This window comes from Collinsella sp. AF29-7AC (assembly GCF_003475665.1).
Classification (GTDB): domain Bacteria; phylum Actinomycetota; class Coriobacteriia; order Coriobacteriales; family Coriobacteriaceae; genus Collinsella.
Genome location: NZ_QRQX01000003.1, coordinates 133105 through 154377, shown reverse-complemented (window position 1 = coordinate 154377; position 21273 = coordinate 133105). Strand labels below are relative to the sequence as shown.

At 60.2% G+C, this 21273-nt stretch carries 17 protein-coding genes; all 17 read left to right on the top strand.

The window, feature by feature from the left end:
* Positions 1 to 72: 72 nt before the first annotated feature.
* Entirely contained in the window at positions 73 to 1653 is a 1581-nt protein-coding gene (gene murJ, locus DWZ15_RS02230) for a murein biosynthesis integral membrane protein MurJ (protein WP_117862275.1), read from the top strand.
* Positions 1654 to 1659: 6 nt separating this feature from the next.
* Complete coding sequence (gene uvrC / locus DWZ15_RS02225; RefSeq protein WP_233544604.1) at positions 1660 to 3600, top strand: excinuclease ABC subunit UvrC; 1941 nt, start codon at positions 1660 to 1662, stop codon at positions 3598 to 3600.
* Positions 3601 to 3965: 365 nt separating this feature from the next.
* Positions 3966 to 5579, top strand: a complete 1614-nt coding sequence (locus DWZ15_RS02220; RefSeq protein WP_035138897.1) for an ABC transporter substrate-binding protein — start codon at positions 3966 to 3968, stop codon at positions 5577 to 5579.
* Positions 5580 to 5736: 157 nt separating this feature from the next.
* Complete coding sequence (locus DWZ15_RS02215) at positions 5737 to 6693, top strand: ABC transporter permease (RefSeq protein ID WP_055251823.1); 957 nt, start codon at positions 5737 to 5739, stop codon at positions 6691 to 6693.
* Between the two features lie 3 nt (positions 6694 to 6696).
* Positions 6697 to 8712 (top strand): dipeptide/oligopeptide/nickel ABC transporter permease/ATP-binding protein, encoded by a 2016-nt coding sequence (locus DWZ15_RS02210; RefSeq protein ID WP_118449103.1) that lies wholly within the window; start codon positions 6697 to 6699, stop codon positions 8710 to 8712.
* Complete coding sequence (locus DWZ15_RS02205) at positions 8713 to 9540, top strand: ABC transporter ATP-binding protein (RefSeq protein ID WP_089573612.1); 828 nt, start codon at positions 8713 to 8715, stop codon at positions 9538 to 9540.
* Positions 9541 to 9620: 80 nt separating this feature from the next.
* Complete coding sequence (locus DWZ15_RS02200; RefSeq protein WP_118449101.1) at positions 9621 to 10598, top strand: acetylxylan esterase; 978 nt, start codon at positions 9621 to 9623, stop codon at positions 10596 to 10598.
* Positions 10591 to 11442, top strand: a complete 852-nt coding sequence (locus DWZ15_RS02195) for an acetylxylan esterase (protein WP_118449099.1) — start codon at positions 10591 to 10593, stop codon at positions 11440 to 11442. Before DWZ15_RS02200 ends, DWZ15_RS02195 begins: the two co-directional genes overlap by 8 nt.
* A gap of 68 nt (positions 11443 to 11510) precedes the next feature.
* Entirely contained in the window at positions 11511 to 12431 is a 921-nt protein-coding gene (locus tag DWZ15_RS02190; RefSeq protein WP_089573615.1) for a dihydrodipicolinate synthase family protein, read from the top strand.
* A 171-nt stretch (positions 12432 to 12602) separates the two neighbouring features.
* On the top strand, positions 12603 to 13568 hold the full coding sequence (locus DWZ15_RS02185) for an ROK family protein (protein ID WP_118376908.1): 966 nt from the start codon (positions 12603 to 12605) through the stop codon (positions 13566 to 13568).
* Positions 13569 to 13638: 70 nt separating this feature from the next.
* Positions 13639 to 14325 (top strand): N-acetylmannosamine-6-phosphate 2-epimerase, encoded by a 687-nt coding sequence (locus DWZ15_RS02180; protein WP_022094877.1) that lies wholly within the window; start codon positions 13639 to 13641, stop codon positions 14323 to 14325.
* A 101-nt stretch (positions 14326 to 14426) separates the two neighbouring features.
* Entirely contained in the window at positions 14427 to 15347 is a 921-nt protein-coding gene (rapZ, locus tag DWZ15_RS02175) for an RNase adapter RapZ (protein ID WP_022094878.1), read from the top strand.
* 6 nt (positions 15348 to 15353) lie between these two features.
* Positions 15354 to 16283, top strand: a complete 930-nt coding sequence (gene whiA / locus DWZ15_RS02170) for a DNA-binding protein WhiA (RefSeq protein ID WP_117759549.1) — start codon at positions 15354 to 15356, stop codon at positions 16281 to 16283.
* A 193-nt stretch (positions 16284 to 16476) separates the two neighbouring features.
* On the top strand, positions 16477 to 17502 hold the full coding sequence (gene gap / locus DWZ15_RS02165) for a type I glyceraldehyde-3-phosphate dehydrogenase (protein ID WP_099431436.1): 1026 nt from the start codon (positions 16477 to 16479) through the stop codon (positions 17500 to 17502).
* 140 nt (positions 17503 to 17642) lie between these two features.
* A complete protein-coding gene (pgk, locus tag DWZ15_RS02160) occupies positions 17643 to 18833 on the top strand; it encodes a phosphoglycerate kinase (protein WP_117564871.1) in 1191 nt (396 codons plus the stop codon).
* The gene (gene tpiA / locus DWZ15_RS02155; protein ID WP_022094882.1) at positions 18826 to 19593 is read left to right on the top strand and encodes a triose-phosphate isomerase; all 768 of its coding nucleotides are present in this window, start codon (positions 18826 to 18828) and stop codon (positions 19591 to 19593) included. The genes pgk and tpiA overlap by 8 nt, the downstream gene beginning before the upstream one ends.
* Positions 19594 to 19598: 5 nt before the next feature.
* Positions 19599 to 21152, top strand: a complete 1554-nt coding sequence (gene gpmI / locus DWZ15_RS02150) for a 2,3-bisphosphoglycerate-independent phosphoglycerate mutase (protein ID WP_006236146.1) — start codon at positions 19599 to 19601, stop codon at positions 21150 to 21152.
* The last annotated feature ends 121 nt before the right edge of the window (positions 21153 to 21273 follow it).

Here is a 21273-nt window from a genome sequence, read left to right as displayed (position 1 = left end):
CATTTTGCAGAAGAATCTGCGCCTCAGACACCCTCATCCGAAGCTTCTTCGTCGCGAGATGACACTGACGACATGGGCTCGTCGGACTACTCCACGGTTGGTCGTTCCGCCGGGCTTATGACCATCCTGACCATCGTGTCTCGCGTCACCGGTTTTATCCGCACGTGGGCAATGGCGGCCGCTATCGGCATGTCGCTGCTCTCGTCTTCCTATCAGGTCGCCAACAACCTGCCCAATATGCTCTACGAACTCGTGATGGGCGGCATGCTCGTGACGGCGTTTTTGCCCGTGTACATGGGCGTGAGGCGTGAGCGGGGTCGCGAGGCCTCGAACGAGTACGTGGGCAACCTGCTCGGCATTCTGCTTTTGGTGCTGGGTGGCATTTCGTTGCTGGGGACCGTGTTCGCCCCGGGCTTTATCTGGACGCAATCGTTTCTTTCGGGTGACGGCGGCAGCATGGATACCGCTGCGTTCATGTTCCGTTTCTTTGCCATCCAGATTCTGTTTTATGGTTTGGGCTCGGTGTTTTCGGGCGTCCTCAACGCACACCGCGACTACTTCTGGTCGACGTTTGCCCCGGTCCTCAACAATGTGATCGTCATTGCGAGCTTTATGGGCTTTGCGCCCGTGTCCGCACAGTTTGGCGAACGTGCCGGCATCATCTTGATTGCGGCCGGTACGACCCTCGGTGTCTTTGTTCAGATGGCATGTCAGATCCCCGCGCTTGGCAAGCACGGCGTGCATCCCCATATCCATATCGACTTTAAGGACCCCGCACTGCGCCAGACGATTGCGCTCGGTATCCCGACGCTGCTCGCCACGGTGTGCATGTTTGTCTCGACTTCTATCACCAACGCTGCTGCGCTGGTGGTCCAGCCCGAGACTGGTCCTTCCGTCATCGCCTATGCGCGCCTGTGGTACACGCTGCCCTACGCGCTGATTGCCGCCTCGCTTTCGACGGCGCTCTATACCGAGCTCTCTCACGACGCACAGGAGAAGGATTACGACAGCGTCCGCACGGGCATTTCGCGTGGCGTCGCCCAGATGCTGTTCTTCCTGATTCCATTCGCGCTGTACCTGATTGTCTTCGCGCGTCCGCTCAACATGATTTACTGCGCTGGCAAGTTCGATGAGTCCGGTGTGGCGCTGGTGTCGGAGTTCCTTATCTACCTGGCACTTTCCCTGCCGCTCTACGGCGTGGTCGTGCTGATGCAGAAGAGCTTCTCTGCCTTGCTCGACATGAAGCCCTATAGCCGCTATTGCCTGTATTCCGCCATCGGCCAGGCCGGCTCGGTTTTGCTGTTTGGCGTTGTGCTGGGCTTCGGTATGCCGGCAATCGCGCTTTCGTATGTCGTCGACTACGTGATCTTGGTCGGTTGCTCGCTGTGGTGGCTGCGTCGTCGCCTGCGTGGTCTTCAGGTCAAATCTATCCTGCATGGCGGGTTCTTTGGCCTTTTGCTCGGTGGCCTGGGTGCTGCCGCAGGCGCCGGCGTCATGTGGGCGCTTGAGCACTTTGTCGGGGCACTTGGCGGCTCGATTCTGATTACTCTTGGCTACGTTTGCGTTGCGGGTGTCGTCTCGCTTGCTGTTACCTTTGGCCTTGCCGTCGTCCTTAAGATGCCCGAGGTCTCGGCGCTGATTCGTCGCAAGTAGGTGCGCGTGGCCGGTCACGACAACATTCCAACGCTTGCCGAGCAGGTTTCGCGCGTTCCCACGCAGCCCGGCTGCTACCTTTGGAAAGACGCCAAGGGCGATGTCATCTACGTGGGCAAGGCGAAAAACCTGCGCGCCCGTATGCGTCAGTACGTGACGCTGCAGGACGAGCGCCAGAAGATCCCGCTAATGATGCAGCTGGTGGCGAGCTTTGACTATATCGTGGTGGAGACCGAGCACGAGGCGTTGGTGCTCGAGCGCAATTTGATTGGTCAGTACCATCCGTACTTTAACGTCGACCTCAAGGATGACAAGAGCTACCCCTTTATCGCCATTACAAAGGGCGACCTGTATCCCGCTATCAAATACACGCGTGAGCGTCATAAGCCGGGAACGCGCTATTTTGGACCTTATACCGATAGCCGCGCGGCACGTGAGACGATAGATACGCTGCGCAAGGTTATCCCCATCTGCTCCGCATCCTGTGCGGAGTGGCGTCGTTGTCGCCGTATCGTCGAGTCCCACAAGGGCGAGGAAGACATCGTCAATATGATTTGCGCGCAAAACGGGCGCCCCTGCTTTGACTACCATGTCGGGCGCGGCCCAGGTGCGTGTGTCGGCGCGATTTCCCCGGCAGACTATGCCAAGAACGTCAAGCGTGTCGAGCGCTTTTTGTCGGGCCATCGCAAGGATGTCGTCGATGAGCTGACCTCCGAGATGACGGATGCCGCTGAGGCGCTCGACTTTGAGCGCGCGGCACGCGTCAAACGTCGTTTGGAGGTCATCAGGGGTCTGGACGATCGTCAGCAAGTCGTTTTTCCCTCCAGTGTCGATATCGATGTCATCGGTTTCTATCGCGAGGAGACCATCTCCGCCGCTTGCGTCTTCGTCGTTCGCGAGGGCCGAACAGTTCGCACCTGCGAGTTCGTTCTCGACAAGGGTCTTGATGTTGACGAGGAAGAGCTCCAGTCGGGCTTTCTTAAGCGCTATTACGACGAGACGGCTGATATTCCAGCTGAGGTCAACCTTTCCGTCGAGCTTGAGGATGCGGAGGCGCTGGGGGAGTGGCTTGCGGGCAAGCGTGAGCGTTCCTGCCATCTCCATAGGCCGCAGCGTGGCGAAAAGCACCGTCTGCTCGATATGGCATCCAAAAATGCGCGCCATGCCCTCATGCGCTACATGATGCGAACGGGGTACGCTGACGACCGCACCAATCAAGCGCTCCTGGAGCTCGAAAGTGCGTTGGCGCTGCCATCGCCGCCGTTGCGTATCGAGTGCTTCGATATCTCGACGCTGCATGGCACCTTTACGGTCGCCTCGATGGTGGTGTTTACCAACGGGCGCGCCGACAAGAGCCAGTATCGTCGTTTTAAAATCCAGGCCGAATTGGATGAGGCAAACGACTTCGTGTCGATGTCCGAGGTTTTGGGACGACGCTATGCTCCCGAGCGCATGGCCGACGAGCGCTTTGGCTCGTGCCCCGATCTGCTCGTTGTCGATGGCGGTAAGCCGCAATTGACCGCTGCGATCAAGCAACTTGAGGCTCTTGGGCTCGATATACCAGTTTGTGGCTTGGCGAAGGCCGATGAGGAAGTTTTTGTGCCTTGGGACGAGACTCCCGTCGTGCTGCCGACCGGGTCTGCCTCGCTCTATCTAATTAAACAGGTGCGCGATGAGTCCCACCGATTTGCTATCACGTTCCATCGTGAATTGCGCGACAAGGCCATGACAGTTTCGGTACTCGATGACGTTCCTGGCGTGGGGCCCACCAGAAAACGTGCCCTTATGCGCCATTTTGGCTCGATGAAGCGTTTGCGCGCGGCGAGCGAGCAGGAGATTGCAGAAGTTCGAGGCGTTCCGGCCGATGTCGCCAAAGCGGTCCACGAGGCACTTGTTGCGTGGAATGCCGAGCGCTCCGTGATGGCGGCAAAGCAATCCGAAAACTAAACACGCCTCTAAACAACTGATATACATGATTGCGTGTTTTTCAATCATGTATTTCACGGCGATTACCAGCCGATTTCGGGTTTAATTAACGCTAAAACGTTTGACTAGCCATGGTGAACAACCCTGCTATCCTTCGGGTTGACGAAGACTGATATCTCACCTCGTCGATACATACTGTCTGGCGAATCGTTTGTCAATGAATTCGGTGAACGGTAGTAAATACCGTTCAAGCGTATGTATGTATCGGTCGCCGAGCGCGGCACCTCAGTTGGGTTCGTCGGTAGGTAAGGTATATATCGTCCGCAAGTTGCGCGGGGGCGCGTCTAGGTGCTCCCGGGTAAGATTCTCTATTGATAGGAGAAGACATGGCCATCATCAACAAGGGTATGTCCAGGCGTTCGTTCCTCGGCCTCACCGGCAGCGTCGCTGCTGTCGCAGGGCTTGGTCTCACCGGCTGCGGTGGCAGCTCTAGCGACGAGGGTTCCGCTTCCGGTTCCACCGATTCCGCCAACCGTGGCGGCGGCGTGATCACCGCTGGTTCCGCTTACGCTCCGTCCAGCTTCGATCCCGCCAGCACCGGCTCCGCTGTGGGCCTGGGTGCTAACTGGCACGTCGTCGAGGGCCTCTACGGCATCGATTACCACGACTACAGCACCTTCAACGAGCTCGCCACCGACGATCCCAAGTCTGTGGACGACACCACTTTCGAGGTCACCATCCGCAAGGGCGCCAAGTTTTCCGATGGCACCGAGGTCACCGCTGACGATGTCGTTGCCTCCTACACCGCTTGCGCCGCTTCCGCTACCTATGCTCCGTTCTTCCAGCCCTTCGAGTCCATCGAGGCCAAGGACGCCAGCACCGTGACGGTCAAGACCAAGGTCCCCAACTTCTCCCTGCTCAAGGATCGTCTGGCCATCGTCCGCGTTACCCCGGCCACCCAGACCGAGGAGGATCGCGCCAAGCAGCCGATCGGCTCCGGCCCCTGGATGTACGACTCTATCTCCGATACCGAGATCACCCTGGTTCCCAACCCCGAGTACAACGGTGAGTATGCTGCCGAGGATAAGAAGATCCAGTACAGCATCCTGACCGACCCCACCGCTCGCGTTACCGCTCAGCAGGAGGGCTCCACGCTCGTTATGGAGCTCGTTACCGCTGACGCCGTCGACCAGCTCGAGAGCGCCGGCTGCAAGATCGATAACGTTCAGGGTTTCGGCACCCGCTTCATCATGTTCAACGTCGCCAAGGAGCCTTGGAACAACGTCAAGGTCCGTCAGGCTGTCATGTATGCGCTCGACACCGAGAAGATGGTCAGCAACACCTTCGCCGGCCTTGCCACCGCTGCCAGCTGCTACCTGCCCAAGAGCTTCACCAACTATCATGAGGCTTCCACGGTGTACAAGACCGACGCCAAGAAGGCTAAGAAGCTCATCGAGGAGTCTGGCATCACCCCGGGTGCCATTACCCTGCGCACCACCGACAACGAGCAGATTAAGGGCATGGCCGCCCAGGTCAAGAATGACCTCGACGCTCTCGGCTTCGATGTGACCATCCAGACCGATACCTCGCCGGCCACCTACGCTGCCATCGACGGCGGCGAGGCCTACGATATCCTCCTTGCCCCTGGCGATCCTTCCTGCTTCGGCGCCGACCCCGACCTGCTGCTCAACTGGTGGTACGGCGACAACGTCTGGATGCAGACCCGTTGCCCGTGGAAGGAGTCCGCTGAGTGGCAGAAGCTCCACGGTCTCATGGACGAGGCTCTTGCCGCTGAGGGCGATGAGCAGCAGAAGAAGTGGAACGAGTGCTTCGACATCATTGCCGACAACGCCGTTCTGTACCCCGTTGTCCACGTCAAGACCGTCTCCGCTTCCTGGGACGATCCGTCCACTGCGCCCAACGGCGAGGCCCTCGATGGCTTCAAGGGCATCGGCACGACGAGCATGTCCTTCAGGGGCGTTGCGACCGTCAAGGCGTAAGACTCGCTTGAGTCTGTATGCAGGATGTCGGTCGTTGGGACCGTATCCTCATAGTTGAAACAAAGACCCGGGCGACCTCGATGTCGCTCGGGTCTTGTAATGAGTATCCGTACTCATATACCAGTTGGTCCTACCGACAAAAGAAAGGGGAGAGAACGTGAACAACTTGCTACGTTTGATTGGAAGGCGTCTTGTGGCGCTGCCGATCATGGCATTGGGCGTCACCGTCCTGGTGTTCTTCCTTATGTCGTTCTCCAAGACCGACCCCGCCTACACGGCGTTGGGTGACGGTGCCTCGCCCGAGGCGGTTGCCGAGTACCATGAGAAGTATGGTCTGGACGACCCCTGGCCTGTGCGCTACGTGCGCTATATGGGCGATTTGATCCATGGCGACATGGGCACCTATGGTGCTGCTCGCAACTCCGTTGCCAAGCGCATCTCCACGGCCCTGCCCGTCACGATGCAGCTGACCTTCATCGGCCTTGCCATCGGTGCGGTCGTTTCGTTTTTACTCGGCGTCATCGCGGCACTGTATCGCGACAAATGGCCGGACCAAGTGATCCGCGTCTTTTCCATCGCCGGCTTGGCAACCCCGTCGTTCTGGCTTGCCGTTCTGTTGATCCTGCTGTTCTCTTCCTACCTTAAGGTGCTTCCGGCATCGGGTGCTCTGCCTCACTTCACCACGAATCCGGCTGGCTATCTGGGACGTATGATCATGCCCGCTATCGCCTTGGCATTTCCGCTGACGGGCCAGATGACTCGTATCGTGCGTACCGCCATGGTCGAGGAGCTCGATAAGGATTATGTCCGTATGGCTCGCGGCGCCGGCGTTCCCGAGAAGGTCGTCGTCGGCATCAACGTTCTTCGCAATGCGCTGATCACCCCGGTCACCACCCTCGGTCTTAAGATCGGTTACCTCATGGGCGGCGCCGTCGTCATCGAGGTTATCTTCAACCTCCCCGGCATGGGCACCGCGATTCTGCAGGGCGTTCAGGGCAACGAGGCGAACCTGGTTCAGGGCGTCGTTATCGTCGTTGCTCTTGCCTTCATCATCATCAACATCGTGGTTGACATGCTCTACCTGCTCATCAACCCGCGCATCAGGACGGTGTAGATTATGGTAAAGATTCGAGAGAAGCAAACCGAGCAGCTCGAGAAGGCTGCCTCCAAGGGGCTCAAGCTCGGTGGCTGGAAGAAGATGACGCTGTCTTCTAAGATTGCCGCCGTCGTGTTGGTGCTGGTCGCCCTGACTGCGATTCTGGCGCCCCTTCTTGCCCCCTATAGCCCGGTCGAGATTTTTACGGCTCGCCAGGCTCCCGGCAACGGATTTATCTTCGGTACCGACGATAAGGGTCGCGACATTCTGTCGCGCATGCTCTACGGTGGTCGTTACTCGCTGATTATCGGCTTTGGCGCCACTGCCATGGCTCTGGTCTGCGGCTCGGTCGTGGGCGCCCTTGCGGCGGTTTCGCGCAAGGCCGTTTCCGAGACGATCATGCGTATCCTGGACATCATCATGTCCATCCCGGGCATCGCCCTCGCGGCCGTCTTCGTCTCCATCCTGGGCAACTCCGTGCCGTCGATCATCTTCGCCATCGGCTTTATGTACACTCCGCAGATTGCCCGTATCGTGCGCGCCAACATCGTGTCCGAGTACGGCGAGGACTATGTCCGCGCGGTCATCGTTTCCGGCGCCAAGGCTCCGTGGATTTTGATCAAGCATGTTCTGCGTAACTGCATCGCCCCGATCATGGTCTTCACCGTTACCCTGGTCGCCGACGCCATCATCTTCGAGGCCTCGCTGACCTTCATCGGCGCTGGTATCCAGGAGCCCACCGCTACCTGGGGCAACATCCTCGCCGACGCCCGCGGCGGCGTGCTCGCCGGCCGTTGGTGGCAGGCGCTGTTCCCGGGCCTGGCCATCATGATCACCTGCCTGGCGCTCAACATCCTCTCCGAGGGCATTACCGACGCCATGGCCGCTGCTCCCTCCGCCGCCCTGGATCCGACCGATTCCTCCAAGCGTCGCGAGGCCGACCTGCTGGTCTCCGACCCCGTTCGCGCCTACAAGGAGCAGGCCCAGTCCCTCTCCGCTCGCCTTGGCGCCCTGCGCGATGTCGAGCTCAAGCGTGACGATCGCCATGTGCCCGACGAGTCTGTCGAACCGATTCTCTCGGTCCGTGACTTCTGCATTCAGTTTGAGCATCACGGCGATATCAACGTCGTCGACCATGTCAACTTTGACGTCCGTCCTGGTCAGACCATGGGCCTGGTGGGCGAGTCCGGTTGCGGTAAGTCCATCACCACGCTGGCCATCATGGGCCTGACCGACGATGACGAGCACCTTTTCGGCGAGGTCCTCTGGGAGGGCCGCGACCTGCTCAAGATGAGCAAGAAGGAGTGGTTCGGCCTGCGCGGTACCGATATCGCTATGGTCTATCAGGACGCCCTGTCCTCGCTCAACCCCTCCATGCTCATCTCTGCCCAGATGAAGCAGCTCACCAAGCGCGGCGGCACCCGCAGCGCCGAGGAACTCCTGGAGCTCGTGGGCCTCGACCCCAAGCGTACGCTCGAGAGCTACCCGCATGAGCTTTCCGGTGGCCAGCGTCAGCGTGTCCTGATCGCTATGGCCCTTACCCGCGACCCCAAGCTGGTCATCTGCGACGAGCCCACGACCGCTCTGGACGTTACCGTCCAGAAGCAGGTCATCAAGCTGCTCAACGACCTTCAGGCCAAGCTCGGCTTTGCCATGATCTTCGTCTCGCATGACTTGGCGCTGGTCGCCGAGGTCGCCCATAACATCACGGTTATGTACGCCGGTCAGGTTATCGAGCAGGCGCCCACCAAGGAGCTGCTCACTAACCCGATCCACGAGTACACCCGCGGTCTTCTGGGCTCCGTTCTGTCCATCGAGAGCGGTTCGGGCCGTCTGCACCAGGTGCCCGGCGCCGTTCCGAGCCCGCGCGATTTCCCCAAGGGCGATCGCTTCGCGCCCCGCTCGAGCCATCCGCGCATTGGCCTGGACACCCGTCCGGTCTTCAAGCGCGTGCCCGGCACCGAGCACTTCTATTCCGAGCTCCCCGACGAGGTGCTCAAGGCAAATGGTTTGACCCCTCACGCGGAGGTGATGTAGATGAGCGAGACCGCAGTCAACGGCGTCGAGCCGATCATCTTCCTTGATGACGTCCACGTCACCTTTAGGACCCGTACCGGCTCGATTCTGCACCCCAACCTGGTTCACGCCGTCCAGGGTGTAACGATTAGGCTCATGCCCGGTCAGACGATCGGCATCGTCGGCGAGTCCGGTTGCGGTAAGTCCACCACCGCCAACGTCATGTGCGGCCTGCAGGCCCCCACGAGCGGCAAGGTCTACTTTAAGGGCAAGGACGTAACCAAGCGTACCGCCGAGGACCGTCGCCACATGGGCCGTGTCATCTCGGTCGTGTTCCAGAATCCGGCTACGGCGCTCAATCCCCGCATGGTCGTTCGCGAGCAGCTGCTCGACCCCATGCGCGTCCACAACCTGGGTACCGAGGCCGAGCAGGAGAAGCGCGTCAAGGAGCTCCTGGAGCTCACCGGTCTGCCCAGCTCCGCCGCCGAGGTTCTTCCCGGCCAGCTTTCGGGCGGCCAGCGCCAGCGCGTCGCAATTGCCCGTGCCCTGTCGTTGAACCCCGATGCCATCATCGCCGACGAGCCCACCTCGGCTCTGGACGTTTCGGTCCGCGCGCAGATTCTGAACCTGCTGACCGACCTTAAGAAGGAGCTCGGCCTGGCCATGGTGTTCATCAGCCATGACATCCAGACGGTCCGCTATATCTCTGACGACATCATCGTTATGAATGGCGGCAAGATCGTCGAGCAGGGCGAGGCCAAGCAGGTCTTCCAGCACCCTCAGGACCCCTACACCAAGATGCTGCTCGGTGCTGCGCCGTCGCTGCTGCATCCCAAGCTCGGCGAGTAGCCTCGCTTTCCCTCCCGTGCGCCCGGTTCCCTTGCCGGGCGCACCTCCGTTGCGATTTCGAAAGGTTGGGTTCACGAGCCATGCCAAGTGCTCAGGAGCTACAACAGCAATTTGGTGGGTATCGGGGCGCCATGCCCCGTCCATCAGATTTCGATCTCTTTTGGAAGGACCGCATGGCCGAGGCCGACGCCGTCGGGCTTGACTATGCGATCGAGACGGCATCGGTCACCGATGCCGTGACCTGCCAGCTTTTCGACCTCTGGTATACCGGCATGTGTGGCGCTCGCCTGCATGCCAAGTACCTTAAACCCGTCTCGGACGAGCCCGTGCCATTGGTACTTCAGTTCCATGGGTATCCGGGTGCAAGCCGCAGCTGGTTTGAGCAGGCGTCGTTTGCGGGCATGGGCATGGCACTCATCGCCCTCGACTGCCCCGGCCAAGGAGGTCCCTCCGAGGACATTGGTGGATTTGAGGGCACAACGGTCGCGGGCCATATCGTCGCCGGTATCGACGGCGATCCGGCCAACCTCTACTATGTCCGCTTGCACCAAGATATTCGCATCCTGTGCCGCATCGTTCGCGAGCTCGAGGGCATCGATCTTGCCCGTGTGTTTGTGAACGGCGCGTCGCAGGGAGGCGGTTTGGGCATTGCGACCTGTGCACTTAACAGCGAGCTTATCAATCGCGCCGCCATCCTCTATCCCTTCCTGTCGGATTTCCGCCTGGTCTGGGATTTGGATGCCGACGACATTGCCTACGAGGGCCTGCGCTATTGGTCTCGCTGGTTTGACGAGGACTCGACTCGTATCGAGGAAGCCTATGCCAAGCTGGCGTACTTTGATTCCAAGAATTTTGCCCCCATGGTCAAGTGCCCCGTGCTGTTTGGCACGGGCACGGCCGATATCGTCTGTCCGCCGGCAACGCAGTTTGCGGTGTACAACAACCTGTCCTGCGATAAGCGTCATGAGTTCTTTGAGGGCTTTGGCCACGAGGAGATTCAGGATTTTGACGATCTGATCATTTCGTTTTTCTGTGAGGGAGGGGAGGCTCATGTCTAAGTGCGAGAGCAATGTTGACGAGCTGATAGTCCCCGGGCTCGTGGGAATTCCTGGAACGGTTTCATCAAGGCTCGCTGATTTCCGGGATTGGCGCGGTGATGCTTCTGCGGATGTTTCCGAATTAGAGATAGCCGCTTCGGACCTTGAGGTTTGCGGGCCGAGTATTACGGCGATCGATTTCGCCAATCCGTATGCCCGCTACTCCGAGGTTTCCTTTGAGCTTAGTGGCGATGTGGTCCACGCGCGTTTGATCGAGCCTGCCGGTCGCGCCCGAGCATCCGAGCTTGTGCCGCTATGTCTGATGTTTCACGACATCGACCGACCCGTGCGGGGATGGCATCACATGACGAGGTTTGCGGCCATGGGATATGCCGTGCTTGCGCTGGACGATGAGGCGATTGGATCCAGCGAGCTGCAGCAGGGGATTGCCTCTCCTGCTTTTGTCAAGCGCGTCCGTTGGGGTTGCGCGATGGCGAAGGTGGCGCGCAATCTTGATGGCGTGGACCCCGACCGCATCTTTGCATGGGGCGAGGGCCTTGGCGGCGGAGTCGCGCTGGCGGTTTCTGCTCTGGACGAGCGGGGCCTCGCCTGCACGGCGGTTGCCAATCCAATTCCCGGTGGCCTCGAGGCGTTGTCGTCTCGGGTGCGTGGATCGGTGCTCATGGGCACATCGCTCATGGATGTCGTGAGCGATCCCAAGGGCCAGTTTGCCGTATTCAACGGTCTTGAGTGTGACCGGAGGCATGTCATCTATGCCAAATACGCTCATGAGCGCATCAATGCGTTCGAAAACGAAGTCGTAGACTTTTTTAACCAAACGTTCTACTCGTGTTCTTTGGCCTAGACGGCCTGGACACTGCCAACAAGAGTGGGTGGCATAGGGCCGCCCGCCAGACAACTAAGGAGATTCTTGTGGCAACTCAGAAATTCACCGGCGTTATCCCTCCCGTCGTTGTTCCCGATACCGAAGATCATCAGCTCGATGTTGCCTCCTTTGAGCGCAGCATCAACCGCATGATCGATGCCGGCGTCGATGGCCTGTTCTTCTTGGGCTCTTCGGGTGAGGTCGTTTTCTCCACCGACGAGCGTCGTCGCCAGATCATCGCCGAGGCCGTCCGCATCGTCGACCACCGCGTGCCTGTTCTGGTCGGCATCATCGATACCGAGACCGAGCGCATGATTGAGCACGGCAAGGTCGCTCAGGAGCTGGGCGCCGATGCCCTCGTCGCCACCTGCCCGTTCTATGCCCTGCAGGGCATGACCGAGGTCGAGGAGCACTTCCGCATCCTGCACGAGGAGCTTGACCTGCCCATCTTTGCCTATGACATTCCCGTCTGCGTTCACACCAAGCTCCCCTGGAAGCTCCTTGCCAAGCTCGGCGCCGAGGGCGTCCTTGCTGGCGTCAAGGATTCCTCGGGTGATGACATCTCGTTCCGCTACCTCGTTCAGGAGAACGAGAAGAACGGCCATCCGATGAGCATCCTCACCGGTCACGAGGTTGTCGTCGACGGCGCTTACCTCGGTGGCGCCGACGGTTCTGTCCCGGGCCTTGCCAACGTTGAGCCCGAGGGCTACGTGCGCCAGTGGAAGGCCGCTCAGGCCGGTGACTGGGCTACCGTCAAGGCCGAGCAGGATCGCCTCAACGAGATCTCCCACATCTGGGATGTCACCTCGGGCGTCCAGGGCTATGCCGGTGGCGTCGGCGCCTTCAAGACCGCTATGAACCTCATGGGCATCTTCGACAGCCCGACCATGCCGCGCCCGGTGAAGGCCATGACCGGCGAGAACGTCGAGGCGATTAGGAAGGTCCTTCAGGACAACGGTCTCCTGTAAAGCTTCCCAGGCACCCGACCTCGCCGTTCAACCGTGTGGCCATGACCCATTAGGTCAATGGCCACACGGTTTCTCGGCGATCTCGGACACCTGGAAAACCTTTACTGCGCTGTGACGGCTAGCCTGACGGCGCATTTCCTGTAGTTGTTTTTATCTCCGAAGGAGAGCGACATGGAGAACAAGTACGTCTGCTCTGTCGATATCGGCGGAACTAAAATTGCGACTGCCATCATGGAGTACCCGGCTGACGGTAGTGTGCCCCATCCCGTTTTTGAGGCCGAGGTTCCCACAGAGGCCCAAGAGGGCGGCGAGGCCGTCTTCCAGCGTATCGAGGCGTCTATCAAGGCCGCTCTTGAGGCGAATCCCGATGTCGAGGTTCTCGGTGTCGGTATCGGTGCCGCAGGCGTCGTCGATCCCAAGACGGGCGCCATTGCGTATGCCAATGAGATCATGCCCGGCTGGTCCGGCGTTCAGTTGGGGCCGCGTCTGCGCGAGGACCTTGGTCTTCCCGTTGCCGTTGTGGGCGACGTGCAGGCTCATGCTCTGGGCGAGGCCCACTGGGGTGTCGGCAAGGGCAAGTTCTCCGTCTTGTGTCTTGGCATCGGTACGGGTATCGGCGGCGCATATGTCGAGAACGGCCGCGTGATGCAGGGCTTCCATGGTGCTGCTGGCCATATGGGCCACATCGAGTGCTCGGCTGCCGTCGGCATTCCCTGCGCCTGCGGGCGTTCCGGCCATCTGGAGTCGGTTGCTTCGGGCACTTCCATTGGTCGTATGTACGATGAGCGCTTTGGCCGCGTCGACCCCAGCCGTCCTTCGGTCGGTCGCGATGTGAACGACCTGTGCCGTGCAGGCGACGCAAAGGCGACCGAGGTCATCCATGATGCCGGCTTTGCGCTGGGTGCCAGCTTGGGCTCGCTCGCTAACATCCTGGACCCTGAGGTCATCGTGCTTTCGGGCGGCGTGATTCACCAAGGTCCCGATTGGCGTTCGCAGACGTGGAAGGATTCGGTGCACGAGGGCTATGCCAGCCAGGCGCTCGATCCGCTTCAGGACACGCCGATCCTCATCGGTTCTCTGGAGGGCGATGCTCCGCTCATCGGTGCCGCTGAGCATCTTCTTGCCTCGTTGAAGTAAACGTATCTGCTGTAGGAGCCTCCCGAGACAACACGCCTCGGGAGGCTGTTCTGAGAAAGGTTGCAGCCTTATGACCGTCGATCCTTTGATTCAATCCCTGAAGGGCAAGCTCGTCGTGAGCGTTCAGGCGTATATGGGCGAGCCGCTTCGTACGCCCGAGACCATGGCTCAAATGTCTCGCGCTTGCGAGCTTGGCGGCGCCGCCGCCATTCGCTGTCAGGGCCTTGCCGACATTGCCGCCATTAAGGGTCGCTGTGAGGTTCCCGTCATCGGCCTGTGGAAGGATGGACACGAGGGCGTTTACATCACGCCGACGCTGCGTCACGCTCGCGCCTGCGTTGCTGCCGGTGCCGATATCGTGGCGATCGACGCCACCGATCGTCCGCGTCCCGATGGCAAGACCGTCGAGGATACCTTCCGCCCGCTGCACGAGGAGGGCGTGCTCCTGATGGCGGATTGTGCCACCATCGAGGACATTCGCCGTGCGGTTGATATGGGCTTTGACCTGGTATCCACCACGCTTTCTCACGGCGTCGCCGCCATCGACTGCACCATGGCCGATGGCCCCGACCTGCCACTCCTGCGTCAGGCGACCGAGGAATTCCCCGGTCTTCCCATCATCTGCGAGGGCCGCGTGCACACGCCCGAGGAGGCTCGCGCTGCGATCGATGCTGGCGCCTGGGCCGTTGTCGTCGGCACCGCCATCACGCACCCCACGAGTATTACGAGTTGGTTCAAGGCTGCGCTTGAGGCGTAAGACAGGCCTCGTATCCGCTCGGGGCGGTATACTCAATATAGGCAATTGACCGCGCGGGATCCGGGTTGCTGGGTCCCGCGCTTGTTTTTGGGAGGCAGCACATGCAAAAGGGAGATGCCATGGATGCGGCGGAGCGCTCGGAGCGCATCCCCGATATCGTCATCATCACCGGAATGTCCGGATCGGGCCGCACACAGGCCATGCACGTGTTCGAGGACATGGGCTATTTTTGCATTGATAACCTACCTCCGCGTCTCATCGCCCAGCTTGCCGAGCTCGTCGGCATCAATACGGGCGTGGGCAGGCATCTCGCCGTCACCTGCGATTTGCGTAGCCAGGGACTGTTTGACGAGTTGCTCGATGCGGTCGCCGCGCTCGAAGAGCGCGAGATGAGCTGCGACATCGTGTTCCTGGAGGCTTCTGACGAGGTGCTGATTCGTCGCTACAGCGAAAATCGCCGCCGTCATCCCATTGCCAAGCCGGGGGAGACTACGGCCGATGCCATTCAGCGCGAGCGCCTTCAGCTGCAGGGCGTGCGCGATCGAGCCGATATGATTATCGACACGAGCCGCCTGCGCACCTCTGCCCTGCGCAACAAATTGCGCATGGCGTTCTCCGAGTTGTCCGACCAGCAGCTCATGGACGTTCACGTGTTCTCGTTTGGCTTTAAGCACGGTATGCCCGTCGAGGCGGACATTATGATCGACGTTCGCTTCCTGCCCAATCCGTTTTACGATCCCGAGATGCGTACCATGACCGGTCTCGATAAGAAAGTCTCCGACTTTGTTCTGGACCATCCCAAGACCCAGGAGTTCTGGAAGGCCTGGACGCAGCTGCTCGATACGGTGATGCCGGGCTATATCGCGGAGGGTAAGCCGCAGCTTTCTATCGCCATCGGCTGCACGGGCGGACAGCACCGTAGCGTCGCCATTGCCGAGGCCACGGCCCGTTACCTGGAAGGCGCCCAGTATCACGTGAGCATCTCCCACCGCGACCTGTCGCGCGCCAACACGAAGGCATAGGCCTGCATGTCGTTTACCGCTGAGGTGCGCGACGAGCTTGCGCGCTGCGAACCCGAATGTGAATACTGCGATTTATCGACGCTTGCCGCCCTGACGCGTGTGAGCGGTACGCTTTCGTTGGCCGGCTCCGGGCGGTATCGTTTGACGGTCGCGACCGAGACGGGAGCCGTCGCGCGCACGATGATCACGCTGACGCATCGCATCCTTAAGCTCAAAACGGAATTCACCGTTCGTAAATCGGTCTTGCATAAGGTCCGTAACTATCTCATTACCCTGCCCGATCAACCCGACCTGGACAAGGCTCTGGTGCTGCTGGGCATTCTAGACCGCAGGGGAGGGCTCGTTGCTGGTGTTCCCCGACACATCGTTGCCCGTCCCTGCTGCAGGCTTGCCTACATCCGCGGCGCGCTCATCGCGGGCGGCTTCGTGGCCGATCCACGCGGCGATTTTCATTTGGAGATCGCGGTGCAGGGCGAGCAATATGCCAAGGGGCTTTGCGACCTGTTGGGGCAGATTGGGGTCCATGCTCGTGTTAATGCGCGGCGGGGGTCATATGCCGTGTACATTAAGAGCGCCGAGGAAATCGAGCATTTATTAAAGCTGATTGGTGCCAAGCGCAGCGTTGCCGAGATTGAGGAGGCGCGCGCGGTCAAGTTGGTTAAGAACGATGTGAACCGTCGCGTGAACGCCGAGCTCGCCAACCAGACCAGAAGCGCCGGTGCTGCCCAACATCAGCTTGCGCTTATCGATGAGCTCGAGCAGCGCGGCCTTCGCGATGCGCTTCCGGATGCCTTGGCGGTCTTTTGCGACCTGCGCGAGCGCTATCCCGATCTGTCGCTGCGTGATTTAGGGGAGATGGCTGACCCTCCCTTGTCGAAGTCGGCCCTCTACCATCGAGTTTTGAGGCTTGAAAAGCTCATTGAAGCAAACGGGTAGTTTAAAGTATCGACTTATATACGGATTTAGCTGCTATTTTATTCTTTAAAACGTTTTAACGTAAATTTGATTTTCAATTTCGACTATTCTCGTGAAATTCAAGTCAAAAAAAAGGTATATTAGGCGAGTGGTTAGTTTGTGGGCCTCAACGGCGGGCGCTGTAGCTTGCGGGGGCCTTACGAAAGGAGACACAATGGCAGTAAAGGTTGCTATTAACGGCTTCGGTCGCATCGGTCGTCTGGCTTTCCGTCAGATGTTCGGTCATGAGGGCTCCGAGATCGTCGCTATCAACGACCTCACCTCTCCCGACATGCTCGCTTACCTGCTGAAGTACGACTCCACGCAGGGCAACTACGCTCGCGATCACGAGGTCGTTGCTGGCGAGGATTCCATCACCGTTGACGGCAAGGAGATCAAGATCTACAAGGAGGCCGACGCCAACAACCTGCCTTGGGGCGACCTCGACGTCGACGTCGTTCTCGAGTGCACCGGCTTCTATACCAGCAAGGCTAAGGCTCAGGCCCACATCAACGCTGGCGCCAAGAAGGTCGTCATCTCCGCTCCGGCCGGCAGCGATCTGCCCACCATCGTGTACAACGTCAACCACGAGACGCTGACCGCTGAGGACAACATCATCTCCGCTGCTTCCTGCACCACCAACTGCCTCGCCCCGATGGCCAAGGGTCTGAACGACTTCGCTCCCATCGTGTCCGGCATCATGACCACCATTCACGCCTGGACCGGCGACCAGATGCCGCTCGACGGCCCGCAGCGCAAGGGCAACAAGCGTCGTAGCCGCGCCTGCGCCGTCAACATCGTCCCCAACACCACCGGTGCTGCCAAGGCTATCGGCCTGGTTCTCCCCGAGCTCAACGGTAAGCTCATCGGTGCCGCCCAGCGCGTCCCGACGCCGACCGGCTCCATCACCAACCTCTACGCTGTTGTTGACAAGAAGGTCACCGTCGACGAGGTCAACGCCGCTATGAAGGCCTACGCTTCCACCATCTCCGAGACCTTCGGTTACAACGAGGACGACATCGTCTCCACCGACATCATCGGCGAGACCCACGGCTCCATCTTCGACGCCACTCAGACCATGTGCTCTGACCTCGGCAACGGCCAGACCCTCGTTCAGGTCACCTCTTGGTACGACAACGAGAACTCCTACACCTCTCAGATGGTCCGCACCATCAAGTACTTCGAGAAGTTCGTTGCTTAATTTAGCTTTTAGCGAATAGCTCGTTGAGCGTCTAAAGAAGGGCGCGGCCTCATAGGGCTTACACCCTAGGGTCGCGCCCTTTTTATAGGAAATCGTCTGCCGTAATGGGAGGCAGACACGTACGAAAGGTAGAAGCAAACATGGCCTTTACCAAGAAGACCGTCCGCGACATCGATGTCGACGGCAAGCGCGTTCTCGTCCGCGTTGACTTCAACGTGCCTATCAAGGATGGCGTCGTTGGCGATACCACCCGCATCAAGGCTGCCCTGCCCACCATCAACTACCTCGTTGAGCACAACGCTCGCGTCATCCTCATGAGCCACCTCGGCCGTCCCGATGGCACCGGCTTCCAGCCCGAGCTCTCCCTTGAGCCTGTCGCCAAGAAGCTCGCTGAGCTCTCTGGTCTCGATGTTGCCTTTGTCGCCGACACCTACGGCGAGAAGGCTGCTGAGGCTGTTGCCGCCGTCGAGCCGGGCAAGGTCCTCGTTCTCGAGAACGTCCGTTTTGACAAGCGCGAGAAGAAGAACGATCCCGAGATCGCCAAGAAGCTCGCTTCCTATGGTGACGTCTTCGTTCTCGATGCTTTCGGTACCGCTCACCGCGCCCAGGGTTCCGTCGTGGGTCCCGCCGCTTACCTGCCTGCCGTCGCCGGCTTCCTGCTCGAGAAGGAGGTCGACACGCTGACCGGCATCTTCGCCGAGCCCGAGCGCCCCTTCGTCGCTATCGTCGGCGGTTCCAAGGTTTCCTCCAAGATCGGCGTTCTCGATCACCTCATCGACTCCGCTGATACCCTGATCATCGGTGGCGGCATGGCCTACACCTTCTTCCTGGCTCAGGGCCTGACCGTCGGTCAGTCCCTCAAGGAAGAGGACTGGGTCGAGCGCGCCGGCGAGATGCTCAAGAAGGCCGAGGAGAAAGGCGTCAAGATCCTGCTCCCCATCGACAACCGCGTTGCCGATCACTTTGGCGAGGACGCTGTCCCCGAGGTTGTCGCTTCCGACGCTATCCCCGACGATCGTGAGGGCATGGACATCGGCCCCAAGACCGAGGAGCTTTACGCCGAGGCTGTCAAGGGCGCCAAGACCGTGTTCTGGAATGGCCCCATGGGCGTCTTCGAGTTCGATAACTTCGCTCACGGCACCCAGGCTATCGCCGAGGCCGTCGCCGAGGCCGACTGCACCTCGATCATCGGCGGTGGTGACTCTGTCGCGGCTGTCAACAAGTTCAACCTGGCCGACAAGATGAGCTGGATCTCCACCGGTGGTGGCGCATCCATGGAGCTCGTCGAGGGTAAGGCCCTGCCCGGAGTGGAGGCGCTTCTCGATGCCTAATCGCACCCTTCTTATCGCTGGTAACTGGAAGATGAACAACGACGTCGCCGAGGCTGCCAAGCTCGCCGACGAGCTGGCTCAGGCTCTACCCGAGGTTCCGGCTGGCGTCGAGGTGCTCGTCTGCCCTCCGACCATCGACATCACCACGGTTCATGACCGTATTCAGGCTGCCCCCATCGCCCTCGGTGCACAGAACGTGTACTGGGAGGCCAAGGGTGCCTTCACCGGTGAGTCCTCTTGCGACATGCTCAAGTCCGCTGGCTGCACCTACTGCATCATCGGTCACTCCGAGCGTCGCGATTACTTCCACGAGACCGACGAGGACCAGAACAAGAAGGCCAAGGCTCTCGTTGCCGCCGGTCTTGTTCCCGTCTTCTGCTGCGGCGAGTCCCTCGAGGTCCGCGAGGCTGGCACCTATGTCGAGCATGTCGTGAACCAGGTCAAGGCTGGCCTTGCCGGTCTTGAGATCACCTGCCCCAAGCAGGTCGTCGTCGCCTACGAGCCCATCTGGGCCATCGGCACCGGTAAGACCGCTACCGCTGAGGACGCCCAGGAGGTCTGCGGCGCTATCCGTGAGACCCTCAAGGAGATGTTCGGCGAGGAGCTCGCTAACGGCATCCGCGTTCTCTATGGTGGCTCTGCCAAGCCTGGCAACATCGCCGAGCTCGTCGCCAAGCCCGACGTTGACGGCGCCCTCGTGGGCGGCGCTTCGCTCAAGGCTGCCGACTTCGCCTCTATGGTCGTCAAGGCAGGCGAGTAGGACATATGGCACAGCGTCATCTTCCTGCACTCCTGATCATCATGGACGGCTGCGGCCTGGCTCCGGCCGATGGCGAGAACGCCGTCGCCGCTGCCAAGACGCCCTTCCTTGATAGCCTGTACGAGAAGTATCCCCACACCACGCTCGGCGCTTCGGGCGAGGACGTTGGTCTTCCCGACGGTCAGATGGGTAACTCCGAGGTGGGTCACCTCAACATCGGTGCCGGCCGCATCGTGTTCCAGGAGCTTTCGCGCATCAACAACGCCATCAAGGATGGCTCCATCGCCAAGAACGAGGTCTTCGTCAAGGCTATGGACGACGTCAAGGCTGACGGCAAGACTCTCCACCTCATGGGCCTTATGAGCCCTGGCGGTGTTCATTCTCACATGAACCACGTCGAGGCTCTGGTCAAGATGGCTGCCGAGCATGGTGTCAAGACCGTTCGCGTCCACGCCTTCATGGATGGCCGCGACGTCGACCCGCAGTCCGGTGCCGGCTACATGAGCGAGTTCTGCGCCTTCCTGGCTAAGATCTCCGAGGAGACCGGTTGCGACGCTCGCGTCGCCACCGTCTCGGGCCGTTATTGGGCCATGGACCGCGATAATCGTTGGGAGCGCATCCAGCGCGCCTACGACGTCATGGTCAATGCATCCGATGCCGATACCGACCCCGTTGCCGGTATAAAGGCCTACTACGAGAAGGATCCGCGCGGCGACGAGTTCGTCGAGCCCTTCGCTGCCCACAACGAGGGTATCCACGAGGGCGACGCGGCCATCTTCTTCAACTTCCGTCCCGACCGCGCCCGTCAGATGACTCGTGTGTTCACGGACAAGGAGTTCGACGGCTTTGAGCGCGAGCAGATTAAGCTCTCGCACTTTGTGACGATGACCGAGTACGATCCGACGTTTGACGTCGAGGTCGCCTTCCCCAAGACGTTCCCCGAGAACGTCCTGGCCGACGTTATCGCCGCCAATGGCCTGAAGCAGCTGCATACCGCCGAGACCGAGAAGTACGCCCACGTGACGTTCTTCCTCAACGGCGGCATCGAGGAGCCCAAGGAGGGCGAGGAGCGCGTGCTCGTCGCTTCCCCCAAGGTTGCTACCTACGATCTGCAGCCTGAGATGAGCGCTCCCGAGGTTACCGAGAAGCTCGTCGCCGCCATCAATGAGGATCGCGCTGATTTCTACATCGTGAACTTCGCGAACTGCGACATGGTTGGTCACACCGGTGTCTTCGACGCCGCCGTTAAGGCCGTCGAGGCTGTTGACGATGCCCTGTCCAAGGTTGTCCCGGCGATTCTCGCTAAGGGCGGCTTTGCGCTGATCACCGCCGACCACGGCAACGCCGACCACATGTTTGACGTTGCTTCCGACGGTTCCAAGCATCCGTTCACGGCTCACACCACCAACCGCGTGCCGTTCATCATCGTTGATGAGAAGGCGCAGCTCACCGGTATCGAGGACGGCCGTCTTTCCGATATCGCTCCGACCATGCTCACCATGGCTGGTATTGAGCCTTCCGCCGAGATGACGGGCCGCGTGCTCGCAACCGAGGCCTAAGAGAAAACTCCAAGCGTTTTCATGCGAGGGGGGTTGCCCATATTCGGGCAACCCCCTTTTGGTATTTCTGCCATTTCTACCCCGTCCCTAAATGGCAGGTGGGGGAGTGTTGGAGGTTGTG